The 15,310-nt window shown below is 67.7% G+C and carries 7 protein-coding genes; 3 read left to right on the top strand and 4 right to left on the bottom strand.

Annotation, left to right across the window (positions count from 1 at the left end):
- Positions 1–55 precede the first annotated feature (55 nt).
- The gene (locus LuPra_RS06960) at positions 56–916 is read left to right on the top strand and encodes a rhomboid family intramembrane serine protease (RefSeq protein ID WP_110170078.1); all 861 of its coding nucleotides are present in this window, start codon (positions 56–58) and stop codon (positions 914–916) included.
- Positions 917–1,350: 434 nt separating this feature from the next.
- Here the strand turns inward: LuPra_RS06960 and LuPra_RS06965 are convergent, their stop codons facing one another.
- The 3 genes from LuPra_RS06965 to LuPra_RS06975 form a co-directional block, all read right to left on the bottom strand.
- The gene (locus LuPra_RS06965) at positions 1,351–4,965 is read right to left on the bottom strand and encodes an outer membrane beta-barrel protein (protein WP_110170079.1); all 3,615 of its coding nucleotides are present in this window, start codon (positions 4,963–4,965) and stop codon (positions 1,351–1,353) included.
- 145 nt (positions 4,966–5,110) lie between these two features.
- Positions 5,111–8,977 carry an FG-GAP-like repeat-containing protein gene (locus LuPra_RS06970; RefSeq protein ID WP_162271311.1) on the bottom strand — a complete coding sequence of 1,289 codons (3,867 nt, stop codon included), beginning with the start codon at positions 8,975–8,977 and terminating at the stop codon, positions 5,111–5,113.
- Positions 8,978–9,000: 23 nt separating this feature from the next.
- A complete protein-coding gene (locus LuPra_RS06975; protein WP_162271312.1) occupies positions 9,001–11,199 on the bottom strand; it encodes a CRTAC1 family protein in 2,199 nt (732 codons plus the stop codon).
- Positions 11,200–11,238: 39 nt separating this feature from the next.
- On the opposite strand from LuPra_RS06975, the gene LuPra_RS06980 reads away from it, so the two are divergent.
- Positions 11,239–12,447, top strand: coding sequence for an ROK family protein (locus LuPra_RS06980; RefSeq protein WP_110170082.1), 1,209 nt, complete (start codon positions 11,239–11,241; stop codon positions 12,445–12,447).
- Positions 12,448–12,819: 372 nt separating this feature from the next.
- Here the strand turns inward: LuPra_RS06980 and LuPra_RS06985 are convergent, their stop codons facing one another.
- Positions 12,820–14,844: a CehA/McbA family metallohydrolase gene (locus LuPra_RS06985; protein ID WP_157898839.1), complete on the bottom strand. Its 2,025-nt coding sequence runs from the start codon at positions 14,842–14,844 to the stop codon at positions 12,820–12,822.
- Between the two features lie 242 nt (positions 14,845–15,086).
- Between LuPra_RS06985 and LuPra_RS06990 the strand changes: the two genes are divergently transcribed.
- A complete protein-coding gene (locus LuPra_RS06990; RefSeq protein WP_157898840.1) occupies positions 15,087–15,302 on the top strand; it encodes a response regulator transcription factor in 216 nt (71 codons plus the stop codon).
- The last annotated feature ends 8 nt before the right edge of the window (positions 15,303–15,310 follow it).

Genomic DNA, 15,310 nt, shown 5'->3' on the forward strand with positions numbered 1-15,310 from the left:
CTGCCGTCGCCGCTCCAGGGGACTGGGTCCGAAACCACAAGACAATCGACGACACATGTTCAAACGGCAGACTGAAGGCGCGGTGGTGTGCTCCAGTTGCGGCACGCTCGTGGGCGTGCGGGACGCGACATGCCTCAATTGCGGCCGCCGCAATCCGGGACTGTGGGGCTATGCGCCGCTGCTGCGCCGGCTCGGCCAGGACCTCGGCTTCGTGTCGCTGATCACGACCGCCTGCGGGGTTCTCTACGTGCTGACGCTGCTGATGTCAGGGCAGCGAATACGGATGGGCGGGCTCTTCTCGATGTTGTCGCCCGACATGGCGAGCCTGTTTCTCTTCGGCGCCAGCGGCGCGGTGCCGGTGTTCGGGTATGGACGATGGTGGACGGTACTCAGTGCGGGCTGGCTGCACGGCGGGCTCCTGCACGTCGTGTTCAACATGATGTGGGTGCGCCAACTGGCGCCGGCGACGGCCGACATCTACGGCCCCGGCCGCACGGTCATCCTGTACACCGTCGCAGGGGTGTGCGGCTTCATCGCGAGTTCGGCCGCCGGAGTCGTGCTGGTGTGGATGCCGCTGCCGATGCTGCGCGGCGCGCAGTTCACCGTCGGCGCGTCGGCCGCGATCTTCGGCCTGCTCGGCGCGCTGGTGTACTACGGGCGGCGCAGCGGCATGAGTGCGGTGCGGAGCCAGGCGGTGGGCTACGCGATCATGCTGGGATTGTTCGGCCTGGTCATGCCGGGCATCGACAACTTCGCGCACGCGGGCGGGTTCGTGGGCGGTTACCTGGCCGGCCGGATCATGGATCCGCTGCGGCCCGAACGACTCGACCACCTGCTGATCGCGCTGGCCTGCCTCGCCGCCTCGGCGCTCGCCATCGTGGCGTCGATCGCGCTGGGCCTGCCGCAGCTGCGCTGACAGACGTTAACCGGCCTGAGGCCTGAGGCCTGGGACCTGAGGCCTGAGACGTGAGACACGCCGATTGGGGGCCAGATCGGCGGTCGGCCTTCGGCCTTCGCGTCAGGTCCTGGCGCCGACCGCCCATGCCCGGTTCCGCTTCATCACGCGGCCGTGCCGCGACAACTTCCCGGATTCGCGTCGGGCCGGGCTCGGAGAGCCGGCCCGACCGTTGATCGTCATCGAGCGGCGACTGGCGCGTTCTTCAGACCTGAGACCTGAGACCTGAGACCTGAGACGCTCCGTCTGACCACAGACACGAACGGCCCCGGAATCTCGCGATCCCGGGGCCGTTGTCGTGCCTTGATTCGGTCTAGAACTTCGGCGGACTTCCCTTTGAGGAGGTCCGCCGATGAGCGTTGCCCGCCGAGGTCGCGGAGCGACCGGAGGCGGGGCTAGAAGGTGAACCGCGTCATCACCTGCAGGTTGCGGGCTGGCGCGACGCCGTTGATGGCGCCGAAGCCCTGCGGCCGTACCAGCGCGCCGCTGTTGTCGTACGGCAGGTTGGTGATCGTGCGGTCGGTGAGGCTCGCGAAGTTCGCCGTCGCGTTGACACCGGTGAACTGCGTGTGGTTCAGCGCGTTGAACATGTCGACGCGGAACTCGAAGCGCATGTTCTTGGGCAGCGCGAACGTCTTCGACAACGAGAGGTCGAGGTTGTCGATCGGCGGCGCATGGACGAAGAAGCGCGCCGACTCGGCACCGTCGCTGCTGGGCTGCGGCGGCGCGAAGCACGAGGTGTCGAACTGGCGGTACGGGTCGTCGCTGTAGCCGGCGCCCGGGTCGCAGGTCAGCGCGATACGCGCGTTCGGGTTGTTGGTACCCGTCAGGTTGCTCGCGCCGATGCCTGGGATGTTGAAGCCGACCGTGTACGGGCGGCCGCTCGTCCAGAAGTACACGCCTGAAATCTGCCAATTGTTGACGAGGAGGCCCAGCGCCTTTGACTGGCTCACTTCCGGCGTCTGATAGACGAAGTTGGTGGCGAAGTTGTGCGGCCGATCGTAGTTGGTGAGCGAGTAGTCGAGGCGACGAATCTGCTCATCGGTCTGGTTGGGGACACCGGCCGCGAAGTCGTCGTTGTTGATGCCGAGTGCCTTCGACCACACGTAGAAGAACGAGAACATGAACCCGTTGTCGTAGCGGCGGTTGATGCCGGTCTGCAGCGAGTGGTAGTTGCCGTAGCCGCTGTAGTCCCACATCCGGATGTCGCCGTAGCCCGGATACGGCCGGAGCAGATCGGTCGGCAGCGCGGTCGCGCCAGGAGTGGTACTTGCGGCACGTGTCGGGTCCTGGTTGCCGGCAGCAAACGTCGCACCGAACGGCAGCGAGTTGATCTGCACCTGACGCAGCAGGTTGTCCGAGGTCGATCCCACGTAGGCCAGGTCGAACATGAAGTTCTTGAACAGCTTGCGCTGGACGCCGAGGTTCCACTGCGTCGTTTTCGGCGGGTCGAACTCGTACACCGTCGGGTTCATCGCCAGAACTGGGTTCGGGTCGCTGCCGCCCGATGTGAGGCCCTGCAACGTTCCCCACTGGACCGTCGAGTTCAGCACGCCCGGCGCGTTGGCAATCATGTCGAACACCATGTTGCCCTGCGGCCGGTCGTAGAAGATGCCCCATCCGCCGCGCAGGATGGTCACCGCCTCACCGGTGAAGTCGTAGACGAAACCGACGCGCGGCGAGACCTTGAACGCGGAGCCGTCCTGCAACTCGGGGTTGATGCCCTGGCCGGCCTGGAACGCGCCGTTGAAGCGGTCCGAGTCAGGCGTCAAACGGCCGATGAAGCGTCCCTCGACCGTGTTGCCGGTCGTCGGCGCGACGCCCGCGGCGACGAGCCGGGGGTCCATGCCGCGCCGATTCGCGCCGTCACACGGGTAGGCGCTGAGGCAGACCGGCCGGAACAGCTTCGCGGCATTGGCGGCGTTGAACTCGTCGGGCAGGAAGTTGGAGGCCTGCTCGGTGTGGTCCCACTGCGGCGACAGCTGATAGAAGCGGACGCCGTAGTCGAGCGTCAACTTGCGGCCCGCACGCCAGTTGTCCTGGACGTAGTACTCGACGTTCGTGTAGCGCCACTCCGGGATCGCGAACTTGTTGGCCTGCGTGTAGGTGTTGAAGACGCCCAGCGCGGCATTCGCGTATCCGTAACCTGAGTCGAATGGATTGTTGGCGTCGTCGGCGAAGTTGACGCGGCCGTTGAAGCTCGCGAAGATGCTCTGCGGCTTGTAGCTGTTCTGGTAGTAGAGGCCGGCCTTGGTGTTGTGCGAGCCGAACAGCTTGGTGATGTTGAAGAGCACGTCGTGGGTGATGTTCTCGTTGGTGAACGGCCCACGGTCGGTCTGGTACTGGCCGGCGTTGGACGTCCGGCCGCCGCGGAACTGGAATTCCGGCACGTAATCACCCTGCACGGCATCGGGATACAGGTACGGCAGGCCGTTCGTGCCGGAATTGGCGCGATACAGCTTGTCCAGCTGCATGTCGTAATTCAGGGAGTTGGCGGCGCGACCCCAGCTCACTTCGAGCGAGGTCGTCGGGTTGAGCACGCCCGTCGCCGAAAGCATGTAGTTCTTGCCTGGCAGGGTCTGCTCCACCGGAAGCGGCAGCTGGTCGCTGCCGTTACCAGCCCAGGTCGTACCGTACGCCTGGAGGGGGGTGAATTTGGTGTTCATGTACCGGCCGGTAACACGCCACTTGTCGGTGATCTGGTAATCCATCCGCAACAGGTCTTCACGCCGCGGCGCGCTGCTGGCGTCCTGGCTCGTGAAGTTCATACCCGCGCCGAGGCCTGAGGCATTGGCCTGTGGGTAGATGTTCAGGATCGCAAGGCCGGGCTGGTACAGGCGGCTCGCGGGGATGCGGCCGAGGACACCACCGTCCTGGAAACACCCGGTGGTGTTGGCGGCGCTGCAGGGCAGTCCGGTCGTGTAATCGCGCACGTACGGGAACGGGTTGCCGCTCGCGTCCACACTCTGCGAGAAGTCGCCCTGTCGCTCGAGCGCGGTGGGCACGCGGGTCTCACGGGCGCTGGCCAGCGGGTCGGTGCGCCGCTGGTACTCCTGGCTGAAGAAGAAGAACAGCTTGCGCTTGTCTTCGTTGAAACCCGGGAAGAACACCGGGCCGCCGACTGTGTAGCCGCCGTCATTGCGGTTGGCCTTGACCTTGGGAATCTCGGGTGTCACGCGCTTGTTGGTCCACGAGTTGGCATTCCAGTCGGAGCGCCGGCCATACCAGTAACCGGAGCCGTGGAACTCGCGCGATCCACTCTTGGTGACCACCTGGACCTGGGCGCCGGTCGCGCGGCCGTACTCGGCCGCGTAGGAATTGGTCAGCACCTTGAACTCGGCGACGGCGTCGATGTTGGTCGTCGCCATGTTGCCGCCGTTGTCGCCGGTGTCGATGTTGGCGACACCGTCGATGGTCATGTTGTTGGAGTTCGGGCGCATGCCGTTGACGGTGAAGCCGCTGACCGAGCCGACCTCCTGGCCTGAGGTGCCCTGGGGCAACGCGCCCGGCACGAGCCTGGCGAAGTTGAACAGCTGACGGCCGTTGTTGGCGATGTTGGTCAGTGCCGCGTTCTCGAGTGCGAACGAACGCTCGCCGTTGGTCGTCTGCAGTTCGCTGACGCGGCTCGAAACCGTCACTTCCTCGGTCATCGCGCCGACTTCCATCGAGAAGGCAGGCATCGCGATGCGGTCGTTGGCGTTGACGACGACGTTGGACTGCTCGAGGGTCTTGAAGCCCTGGAGCGCCGCCTGCAGAGTGTATGTGTCGGGCCGGACGATGTTGAAGACGAACCGTCCGTCAGTATCGGTGACGGCGGTGAGAGCATTGCCCTGGGTGCGGCTGGTGAGCGTGACGGTCACGCCCGGTAGTACGCCGCCTTGTTGGTCTTGCACGGTACCCGAGACCGAGGCGCTGGTGGTTTGCGCCTGGCCGTGCACTGCCAACCCCAGGACCACGAGACTCGCGAGCGCAGTGCGCGCGAGCCATTGCAGCCTTCGGTCGAAGGACATGGAACCTCCCTGCACCGCAAGACGGCGATGCACGTTTGACACACAGTGGGACGAAGCGGCACGAATCTATCGAGGACTGGTCCGTGTGTCAATAGTGTGGCGTGGCCTTGTCAGTGATGTGGTAGGACCACTTTGGGCCGAGTGGTCAGCGTGGTCGGTACTCGCGCGCCAGGGCGAGCCCTAACTCATGCGTCGGATTGCGCTGTAATAACCGTTCCACCGCGCGCAGACCGTCGGCGGTACGTCCGGCGGTCAAGTGAATCCGGGCGATGGTCACGTACGCGTTCTCGAAGGCCGGTGTTCTGGTCAACAGGTCCTCGAGCAGCGTCACCGCCTCTTCGGACCGGCCACGAGCCACGAGCACGAGGGCCAGGTTGTTGGTGGCGTCGCCGAAGTCGGGGCGGCGCGCCAGCGCCTCGCGGAAGTGCTTTTCAGCACCCTCGAGGTCGCCGCCGCGTCCGAGCAGCAGCCCCAGGTTGTTGAGCGCTTCGGGGAAATCGGGCTGCAGGACGAGTGCGCGCTCGTACATGGGTCGAGCTTCCGCCTCGCGGCCAGTCAGCAGCAACGCATACCCGAGGTTGTTGAGTGCATCGGGATACTCCGGCGTCGCCGCCAGCGCCTGCCGGAACCGTGCGATCGCGCCATCGAGATCGCCGTCCTGGGCCAGCAACGTGCCGAGATCGTTGTGCGCCTCGGCCAACGACGGGTCGAGTGCCAGCGCCGCTTCGTACGCGGCACGTGCTCGCGGTACCTGGCCCGTCTTGGTGAGCAGCGTGCCCAGGCGATACAGCACCGAGGCACTCGGATTGGCCTGCGACGCGCGCTCCAGGGCGACGATTGCCTCGGCCTCGAGCCCCTCGTCGAGCAGCTCCCGTCCGTATGGGAGGAAATTGCGCATCGCCAGCGGCGCGTGGAAGGCGCCCGGGAAGGGCAGCGCTCGCGCCAGTCGCTCGCCTGCGGTCGCTTCGATCGCGGCGGCGTCACGCAGCACGCGTGCGGCGTCCACGCCGGCGTGGTAGGCACGGACGATGCCGCCGTTGCCATCGAGGAGCAGCGTCGTCGGGAGCGGCATCGGCGGGCGATTCATGAACAGGTGCCGGTACACGATCGCCCAGAGGAGGCCCTGCGCGTGCGTCGCATGCACGACCGGCACGGACGCCGGTGCCGCGGCCTTCACGCGCGCGGCCTGATCGGCATCGTCCAGGGCAATCGCCAGCACGCCGACCTGCGCCGCATCGAGTTGCGCGCGTCCGCGGGCCAGCGCGTCGAGCGCCTGCAGAGATGCCGGGACGTCGCTGCGCCAGAGCAGCACGACCGACGGATGTCCCTTGAACGCCGCGAGCGTCTGCGTCGTGCCGCCGAGGCGCGTGGCGGTGAACTCGGGTGCCGGCAACGGCTCGTAGAACCACGTCGCGTCGGCGGGGGTCGAGGCGGGCGACGACGAACGTGAGGGACGGCTCGGAGAGCCGTCCCTACCAACGGATCGGTTCAGGGGTTCACGCTCGAGCGTGCCGCCTTCGACGAGGTGATAGCGCATGCCGACCGGAAGGTCGGTGAACTCCTGGGCCGTGCCTGTCGGCCACACCACCCTGAGACGACGCACGGTGCTGCTGGTGCCGAGGCCGAACAGCAGTTCGCGCGAATGTTGCGACAGGAACCCCGACCCCGCCTGCACCACCTTGAGGTTCTTGACGATGTCGGTCTCGACGAAAACCTTGGCGCCGATCGCGTCGCGATTGCTGGTGGTGCCGGTCAGGCGGATCGTCAGTCCGGCACGGGCGGGGTACTCGTTGCGGAAGACACGCAACTGTGGCGCCTGGCGAGCGGCCATGACGGCGAGGTCCGGGTCGCCATCACGATCCAGATCGAGCACCGCGAAGGATCGGCCGTCCTGATCGAGATCGAGGCCGGTCGCGCCCGAGACGTCATCGAAATGGCCCTGTCCGTCGTTGCGCAGCAACACGTTGCGTTGGCGATTCGCGATCGAACCGTGCACGAGCAACAGGTTCATCGCCCGCCACGCATCGTCATACGGCGAGCCCTTCATTCGCGTGAGGGGAGACCGCGCCACGACCTGACGCCAGAAGTAGCTGTCCAGGTCGGTTCGGTCGCCTGCCCGCGAGAGCATGCCGTTGGCGACGTACAGGTCCTGCCATCCGTCGCTATCGAAATCGAACGTATCGGACGCCCATGCCCAGCGTCCCATCGTCACGCCGGCTTCGGTGGACGTGTCGTCGAACGCGCCGTCGCCGCGGTTGCGGAACAGCGAGTTGCCGCGCGCGTGATGCCGATAGAGCGCTCGCACTTCGGGTGAGGCGTCAGGCATGAATGCGGCCGAGCCGGTGACGCGCTGTCCGGCAGCGCTCCACATGTTGCCGGCGTAGAGATCGAGCCGGCCGTCGTTGTCGTAATCGAGGAAGGCCGCGCTCATGCCGGCGCCGTGATCGAGGACCCCGGCGCGTGCCGCGACATCCTCGAAGCGGATCACCCCACCCTGGGCGCCGAGGTTGCGATACAGGTTCTTGGTGCCGAAATCGTTGGCGACGAAGAGGTCGGGCCAGCCGTCATCGTCGTAGTCGGCCCACGAGGCCGCGAAGTGATAGCGGTCGTTGCCGGTCCCGAGCCCCGCTTGCGCGGTGACGTCGACGAACTGGCCGTGGCCATCGTTCCTGAAGAGGACACCCGGTGGCCCGTTGCGGGCATCGTGATAGGGCATGGGCGTACCGGCCTTGTCCTCGCCGGCGCCGAAGAAGTACGAATACACGCACAGGTACGCGTCGAGGAAGCCATCGCGATCGAAGTCGGCCATCGTGATGCCCGTGAGGACACCCTGCAGCGGCGACGCGAACGTAAACGCCTTGTCGACGACCGCAAAGTGCCCGCGCCCGTCGTTGATCAACAACAGCGGCTGCAGGCTCATGGCCAGCACCAGGTCCTGGTCGCCGTCGTTGTCGATGTCGGCAAACAGCGACTGTGCGGTGTCGTCCAGCAGGCCGACGCCGGACGCGGTCGTCACGTCCTCGAACGTGCCGTCTTCGCGCGCTCGAAGCAACCGGTTCGGGAGCCCGGACGGCTGCGCGACGTACAGGTCCTCGAGGCCATCACCGTCCGCGTCGCCGACCGAGACGCCGTGATGGCCGTTCGAATCCCGTGTCAGCACCGAATCGAGCCGGGCCATCCAGTCGTCGAGGTGGGTCGAGAACTGCCGCGCCGCCTCGCTGCCCGGGGCGACGACGTCCTGCGTGATCTCGCGAAAGAGTGGCGCCGGGGCACGGCTGGTCACGGAAGGACCTGCCGTCCATTCGACGATTTGCCACCCTGTGCCGACCCGTTGCCAGGCGATGTGCCAGGTGCCGACATGCGAGGCCCTTGCGCCGCCAGCCGACTGGCCGACGATCTCGGCGCGTACGTCCGTGATGACGTTGCCCGTTGAAGCCTCACGCGAGGCCGGTGCCTGGCTTGCCGAGGCCTCACGCGAGGGTGGAACCGAAGGCGACGATGGCGCTTGCCGCGCCGAAGCCGAAGGCGAAGGCAGGGCCGTCACCAAAAACTCCGTCACCGACACCGGTCCCAATGCAGCCGCCAGACGCCGCAGGTGCGCGATCATCGCGCGCTGGTCCAGTGTCGTCGCGGTGGACCCGGGCCAGTGGCGTATCTCGAGCGCGGTGGTGGCATCGGCGCGCGCCGCCTCGTCGAACACGGCGCTGCCGCGGAAGCCAGGCGAGAAGAGTCCATTCGGTAACGCGGGCCGCGTGCCGTCGCCGCGCAGCCAGTCGCCGAGGTCCGACAGGCGCGCCTCGATGGCTTCGGCGTCGCGCTCGAAGGCGAAGCTGTCGGTGCCTGCGTCGACGTGCGACAGAAAAGGGGCGAGGGCTTCCGGCGTCTTCAGGGTCGGGCTGAACACCGGCTGTGGCGCCTGTGACCACACGCCTGTTGCGGTGAGAGCGACGATGGCCACGACCGCGACGGCAAAGAAGGCCGGGCTCGGAGAGCCGGTCCTGTCAGAAGCCACGTGCCATGCCCGCAACCGCTGGATCACCGGGAGGCTCCGGCCTGGGCCCCGGTACGTGTCTCCGGGGTCAGCGCCAGTGCGTGCAGGCGATCGATGGCCAGCCCGCGCCATGCCCACCGGGCACCGCCCGGCATGCGGACCTCGACGTCGACGGGAGCGGCATGCGCGCCGAGCCCGATCTGCAGCCGCAGGTCGCCCTGCGACATGAAGCTGCCGCCGGAGCGCACCTCCCGCACGAGGCGTCGCCCGGCGGCCGTGACCGTGACCCTGGCGCCGATGGCGAGCCGATTACCCGCAGGCGTGCCGAGCTGCAACGAGATCCAGTGATGGCCGGTGGCCTGGCGGTTCTCGAGCAGCGTCGGCGCGTCGTCCATGTTGCTGATCACGACATCGGGGTCGCCGTCGTTGTCGATGTCGCCGACCGCCAGTCCACGACTGACCTTCATCACCTGGAGTCCCGGCCCGGCGGTAGAGGAGACATCGCGGAAGGTTCCCCCGGTGTTGAGCAGGAACTGGTTGCGTTGCGCGAAGGTCTCGCCGAGCTCCGGGTAGTCGCCGACGTCGGCAAAGATGTGACCGTTGGCGATGAAGAGATCGAGCTGCGCGTCGAGATCGGCATCGAGGAACGCGACGCCCCATCCCATGCGCTGGAACGTGATCGTCGCCAGTCCTGCCTGCAGCGAGGCGTCCTCGAACGTGGCGTTGCCAAGGTTCCGATACAGCGTGTTGCGGTCGTGCGCGAACGCGGTCAGCACGAGATCGACGCGCCCGTCCCCATCGGCATCACCCGCGTCGACACCCATGCCGGCTTGCGCGCGGGCCTCGGCGTTGACGCCGACGCCCGCCAACAGTCCAGCGCTCTCGAACTGACCGTTGCCGAGATTGCGGTACAGGAAGTTCGGGTTCGAGTCGTTGGCCACGAACAGATCCACGGCGCCATCGTCGTCGACGTCGGTGGCGACGACGCCGAAGCCGTAGGCGCGCGCGGCATCGGCGAGGCCATGCGCCGCGGCGGCTTCGCGGAAGCGGCCGTTGCCAAGATTCTCGAAGAAGAGGTCCGACTCTCCGGGAAGCCCCGCGGGGCCGACCATGATGGCCGGGCCATTGCGCCATCGCAGCGTGCGGCGTGCTCGCTGCAGATCCTCGTCGGTGGCGCTCACATACCGCGCCACGTACAGGTCGAGGTCGCCGTCGGCATCGGCATCGAAGAACGTGCAGCCGGTGCTCCAGCCGCCGGCCGCGACCCCGGCCGCACTGGCGATGTCCTCGAACCGTCCATCGCCCTTGTTCCGGAACAGGAGATTCGTCCCCCAGTTCGTGACGTACAGGTCGACACGGCCGTCCCCGTCGGCGTCACCGGCGCACACGCCATTGCCCCAGGCCGCCGCGTCCACGCCGGCCTTGCGGGAGATGTCCTCGAAGCGCCAGTTGCCCAGATTGCGGTAAAGCGCGTTGCGGTGGGGAATGCGCGAGCGCGAGGCGTCGAGTTGCGCGGCGGTGACGAGATAGATGTCCAGCAGGCCATCGCCGTCCACGTCCACCAGCGCGACGCCGTTGCCCGGCGATTCGAGGATGTGGTCCTTGGCCGGTCCGCCATCCCACGTGCGCGTCGGCACGACGGCGTGTTCGTGGAAAGTGACCGGGCTCGGAGCGCCTGTCGCCTCCGCCGCACCCGCGGCTGGCGCCGGCCCCATCGCCGACGCGTGGCCGCCATAGACCGGCTCCTTCGCGCGCGCCTGGCTGTAGCTGCCCTGGAAGGTGAGGCCGAGGGCCACGTCCCCATCCAGCGCGGTGCGGAGCCGATCCAGTAAGGACTTGACGGGTGACGTGTCGACGGCCACGCCACCGTCGACCGCCGCGCGGAGTGCCCCGGCGGTGCGCCGCACATCCGCGACAAGGTCAGCGCGCAGCACTCGCGCCGCCGCCTCATCACGGGCGATCGCCTCGAGCGATGCCGCAGCCCCTCGCAACGACTCGACGCGGTCCGCGGCCGTCGTCGAAGGGCTGTCTGCACGACGCAAGGCGTCCTCGGCCTGTCGGCGCAAGCCACCCAGGCGCGCGCGCGCGTCGTCACTTGCGGCGGATGCCGGCGCAGCCTGGCGAGTCGCGCCCGGCACAGCCACAACTCCCGCCAGCAGCAGGGTCACACCGGTCATGCCTGCGTGCCTGCGGATCCCTCGCTCGAGGAACCCCAGGATGGTCGCTGGAGTCGTCCAGGTCACGATTGGCCCATTCTGGACCATAATCGCGACCGAACGCCGATGCGTCGCATCAACCTGACCGAGTTCCGGATCGCCCACCGGGGCACCTCGCGCGAAATCAACCGCCAGATCGCGCTCAATCTCGTGCGGACGCGGCAGCCGATCTCACGCGCCGAACTGGCGCGCCTGATGGGCGTGCGTCGCGGCGCGGTCAGCCGCCTCGTGCAGGACCTGCTCGACACGCAGCAGATTTTCGAAGGCGCCAAGGGGGAGACCAAGCGCGGCCGCAAGCCGCAGTACCTGTTCCTCGAGACGCGCCAACGATGCGTGGTGGCCGTGGACATCAGCGCCAGCCGGACGCTGGTGCAGGTGTCCGACCTGCTTGGACACCCGCTTCGCCCGCTCGAGCAGTTGCCGACGCCCGCCGATGCCTGTGAAGTCGTGCCACTGCTGGCCAGGGGCGTCGCCGCCGTCCTCTCCGACAAGGCCGTCGTCGGCGAGTGCCTGGGGATCGGGGTGTCGATTGCGGGCCTCGTCGATACCGAACAGGGGCGGCTCCTGCGGGCGCCGACCCTCGGTTGGGTCGACGTCGCGCTGCGCGACCCGCTGCAGGAGGCGACCGGCCTGCCGGTCGTCGTCGAGAACAACGTGAAGGCGTCGGTCCTTGCCCAGCTCTGGGCGGTGCGGAGCACGGCCGCCGAGGGACCGGTGGTGTTTGTCAACGTGTCGGATGGCGTCGGCGTGGGCATTGCGCTCGACGGACAGCTCGTGCGCGGCGCCCGCAACGGCGCTGGCGAGTTCGGGCACATCCCAATCAGCATGGACGGGCCCCTGTGCGGGTGCGGGCTGCGCGGTTGCTGGGAGACGTACGCGTCGGTTGGCGCGACGGTGGCGCGCTATCTCGGGCGCAGCGCGTCGTGGCCCGATACCAACCCGCCCGACATCACGATGGAAGAGATCGTGGCGCGCGCCCACGCCGGCGAGGCGCACGCCCTCGACGTGCTGCAGCAAACCGGCGCGTACTTGGCGCGCGGCCTGTCGATGGTCGTCAAGGCCGTGCAGCCGGCCCGCATCTACATGAGCGGCGAGATCACCGACGCGTGGGACATCGTGCTGCCGTCGGTGCGTCGCGTCCTCCGTGAACTCACGCTGGTCCCCGAAGACGCCGACATCGAGATCGTCGTCGTCCCGGCCTCCGAGCAACCTCGCCTGCGCGGCGCCGCCGCCCTCGTCACCAGCCCCGCGTTCGCGGCTCCGGTCGTCGCGTAGAGGTCTCAGGTCTCAGGTCTCAGGCCTCAGGCTGCAGGTCTCAGGTCTCAGGTCTCAGGCTGCAGGTCTCAAGCCTGATGCGTGGTGCACGTAGCCGTCGACCTTCAGGTCGACGGAAGGCGAAGACCGTCGTTGCCGACGCAGACCCAGTGGAACGGCCCGCTGGCACGGCGGGCCGCTACCTCCTTTGCCGATCCCGATCCGCGATCTTGCGGTGCCCGGTGCCCCGAGCCCGGAGGTGTGACGTAAAGCGGCAGCGCGTCGAGCAAGCTCGACGCCTACGAGCGGCGTTCGGCGTTTGTCGGTGCCCGGAGCCCGGAGCCCTGAGCCGGTACCCGGTACCCGGTACCCGGAGCCCCCGGCATTCCGGCATCAATGAGCGGCCATGAATGCCGCCATGCCTTCGCGGACTTCGGGTGCCGCCTTGGCAATCGCGGCGCGGGCGGCATCGTCGTCGAGCGCCACCGATCGCGCCTCGAGCAACTCGGCTGCGTGCGAGGAGACCACCGCGTCGTAGCCGGCCAGCGCTGCCAGCAGGTCGGGCAGCGCGCGGTAGCGGTCCACGAGGCGTTCTGCGTAAGCACGTGCCGACGTGAAAGAGCCGTCGCCGTCGGCATCGACGAAGATCGGCGCCGTGAGCCCGAACACCACCGGCTGCCATGCCGTCGTCGTCGGTTGGTACGGCCTGGGGATGGCCCATGAGGGGTCGGTGACGCCGGGACCGCTGGCGATCACGACCACGAAGTAATCGTGGGCGCGTCGCGGCAGCGGCCAGGTCACCATGGCCTTCTCGATTCGCGTCGCCGCGGCGCGCGGCACGGTCGCATGTGCATGCTCGCGCCCGTTCACGAAGAGCGCCACGCGGTCGGCGCTGACCCACGACGGACCGGACACGCTTGCCTCGATCGTCTTCGCGTCTCGCCCGCTCACCAGGTCCCCTGGGCCCGCCTTGCTTATCCGAGCCTGTGGAAAGAGCCCGAGGCTCACGACGACGCGGCCAGCGCCGATGCTCGTGATGGCCTCGTCCACGCCGATGCGCCCTGGCGTCGCATCGGCGGCGCGGACATAGGTCCGCCCCTGGCCGACGATGAAGCGGCTGACGTCATGGGAGTCGCTGGCGCCGATCGGCGTGATGTGGAGTCCACGATTGATCAGCGCGAACCAGCTGCGGATCGGCTCCATCCAGTCCGACCGCATCGCCCCGGAATTGACTACCTCCATCGCCGTGAACGCGTGCGCCAGCCCCCGAGTCGCGCCGGTGGCGGCATTGAAGTTGGCGCGGGCGAACGGCGTGAAATCGCTGTGCGTGTCGTGCGGGTGATTGAGGACGGTCACGGTGCCGTCTGGCCGGGCTCGGCCACCTTCGCGCTGCGCGCTTCGTCGGCCAAGGAGAGCCGGCCCTGCCTCGGACGCGGGGAAGACGTTGAAGTGCCCGCGCGCCGTGGTCACCTCGTTGCCCGCTATCGTCGTGACCTCGTTGGCCACACCCGTCGCGCTCAGTGCCGGCGAGTAGTCGGCGACGCGATTGTGTTCGGTGGCGATGGCGAGTTCGATGCCTTCACCGGCGAGTGTGAGCGCGCGCTCGGCCACGCTCGCATCGCCATGTCCACTCAGTTCGAGGGTGTGAATGTGCGTGTCCATGGCGACCCACCCAGGCGTCGCGACCTCACGAACCAGGGTCAAGGGCAGCTCCTGCCTCTGACCGGCGCGCACCGTGATCGTGGTTTCGTGCATCCCATACTCGGGGCCACGCGTCGCCCGGACGCGATACGTTCCCGGCAGCAGTTTCACGTCCATCGGGCCGGCAGCCGCGTACACGACTCCGGGCCGCACGGCCATGTGGCCCTCACCCGGAACGGCCTGCAATGGCGTGAGCGCGCCGTTGGCATCCACGATCGTCACTCGTGCCGGAAGCGGCTGCGCATCGCCACCGGTCACGCGCACGCCCAAGCTCGACGTGAGGAGTCGCGCCACTGGCACTGGCTCCAGCCGTACGTCGTGAATCACCACGTCGTCGGATGGCGTCGTGGAACTGACGCGCAACGTGTTGGGCCCGGTTCGCAGCGTTCCTGCGGGCACTGGCAGTACCTGCACGAGGTCGGCCTCCATGCGGACCAGCAGGCCGATGCGCGTGCCATTGATCTCGACACGCCAGTCCTGTTTCACATCGGCCTGGCGAATCAGCAGCGATTGCTCGCCATCGTTGGCCTGCGCCTCGAACGTCAGGGTGAGGGAATCGGCTGCGGGCGGACTGCTGCGGAAACTGTCCCACTCGGGCTGCCCGGCGATCCCCAGATGCACCGGCCGGGACAGCAGCGATTGCGCGTGTATCACCGGCGTCGTGGCGATTGCCGCCGCCAGTAGCGCGGCGGATGTCCATCGCCGTTGAAAAGACATTGTCACTTTGCGCCTCCGCGGCGACGGCATTTCCCATCGTGCGGGAAAAGGCCTACTGTGGAGAGGTTCCGCCTCTGGCCGTCGGTGCCCCCGGCACCGCCCTCCCCTGCGCCCGAACGCACCCCCTCCGGGTGTAGCGCGCGTGCTTACGTATCAACTCGTGGTCTCTGACGCTGCCGTGAGCAAGCCTACTCACGACAGGTCGAGCGGTGGTTGTTACGCTCCACGCGGGAAGGGCTCCAGTGTCCGTCTTCACGCTGACTCCACGCCAGTTCGACATCGTCACGAGGGTAGCCAAGGGATACACGGACCAGCAGATCGCCGATCAACTCGGCATCAGCCCACGCACCGTGAGCAACAGCCTCGCCCGCATCTACGACCGGATCGGCACCTCCGGCCGCGTCAACCTTGCCGTGCTGCACGCGACGGGCAAGTTGCTGCTCAGGCCGGAGGTGTAACGCGCGCG

This window comes from Luteitalea pratensis (assembly GCF_001618865.1).
In the GTDB taxonomy this organism is placed as follows: domain Bacteria; phylum Acidobacteriota; class Vicinamibacteria; order Vicinamibacterales; family Vicinamibacteraceae; genus Luteitalea; species Luteitalea pratensis.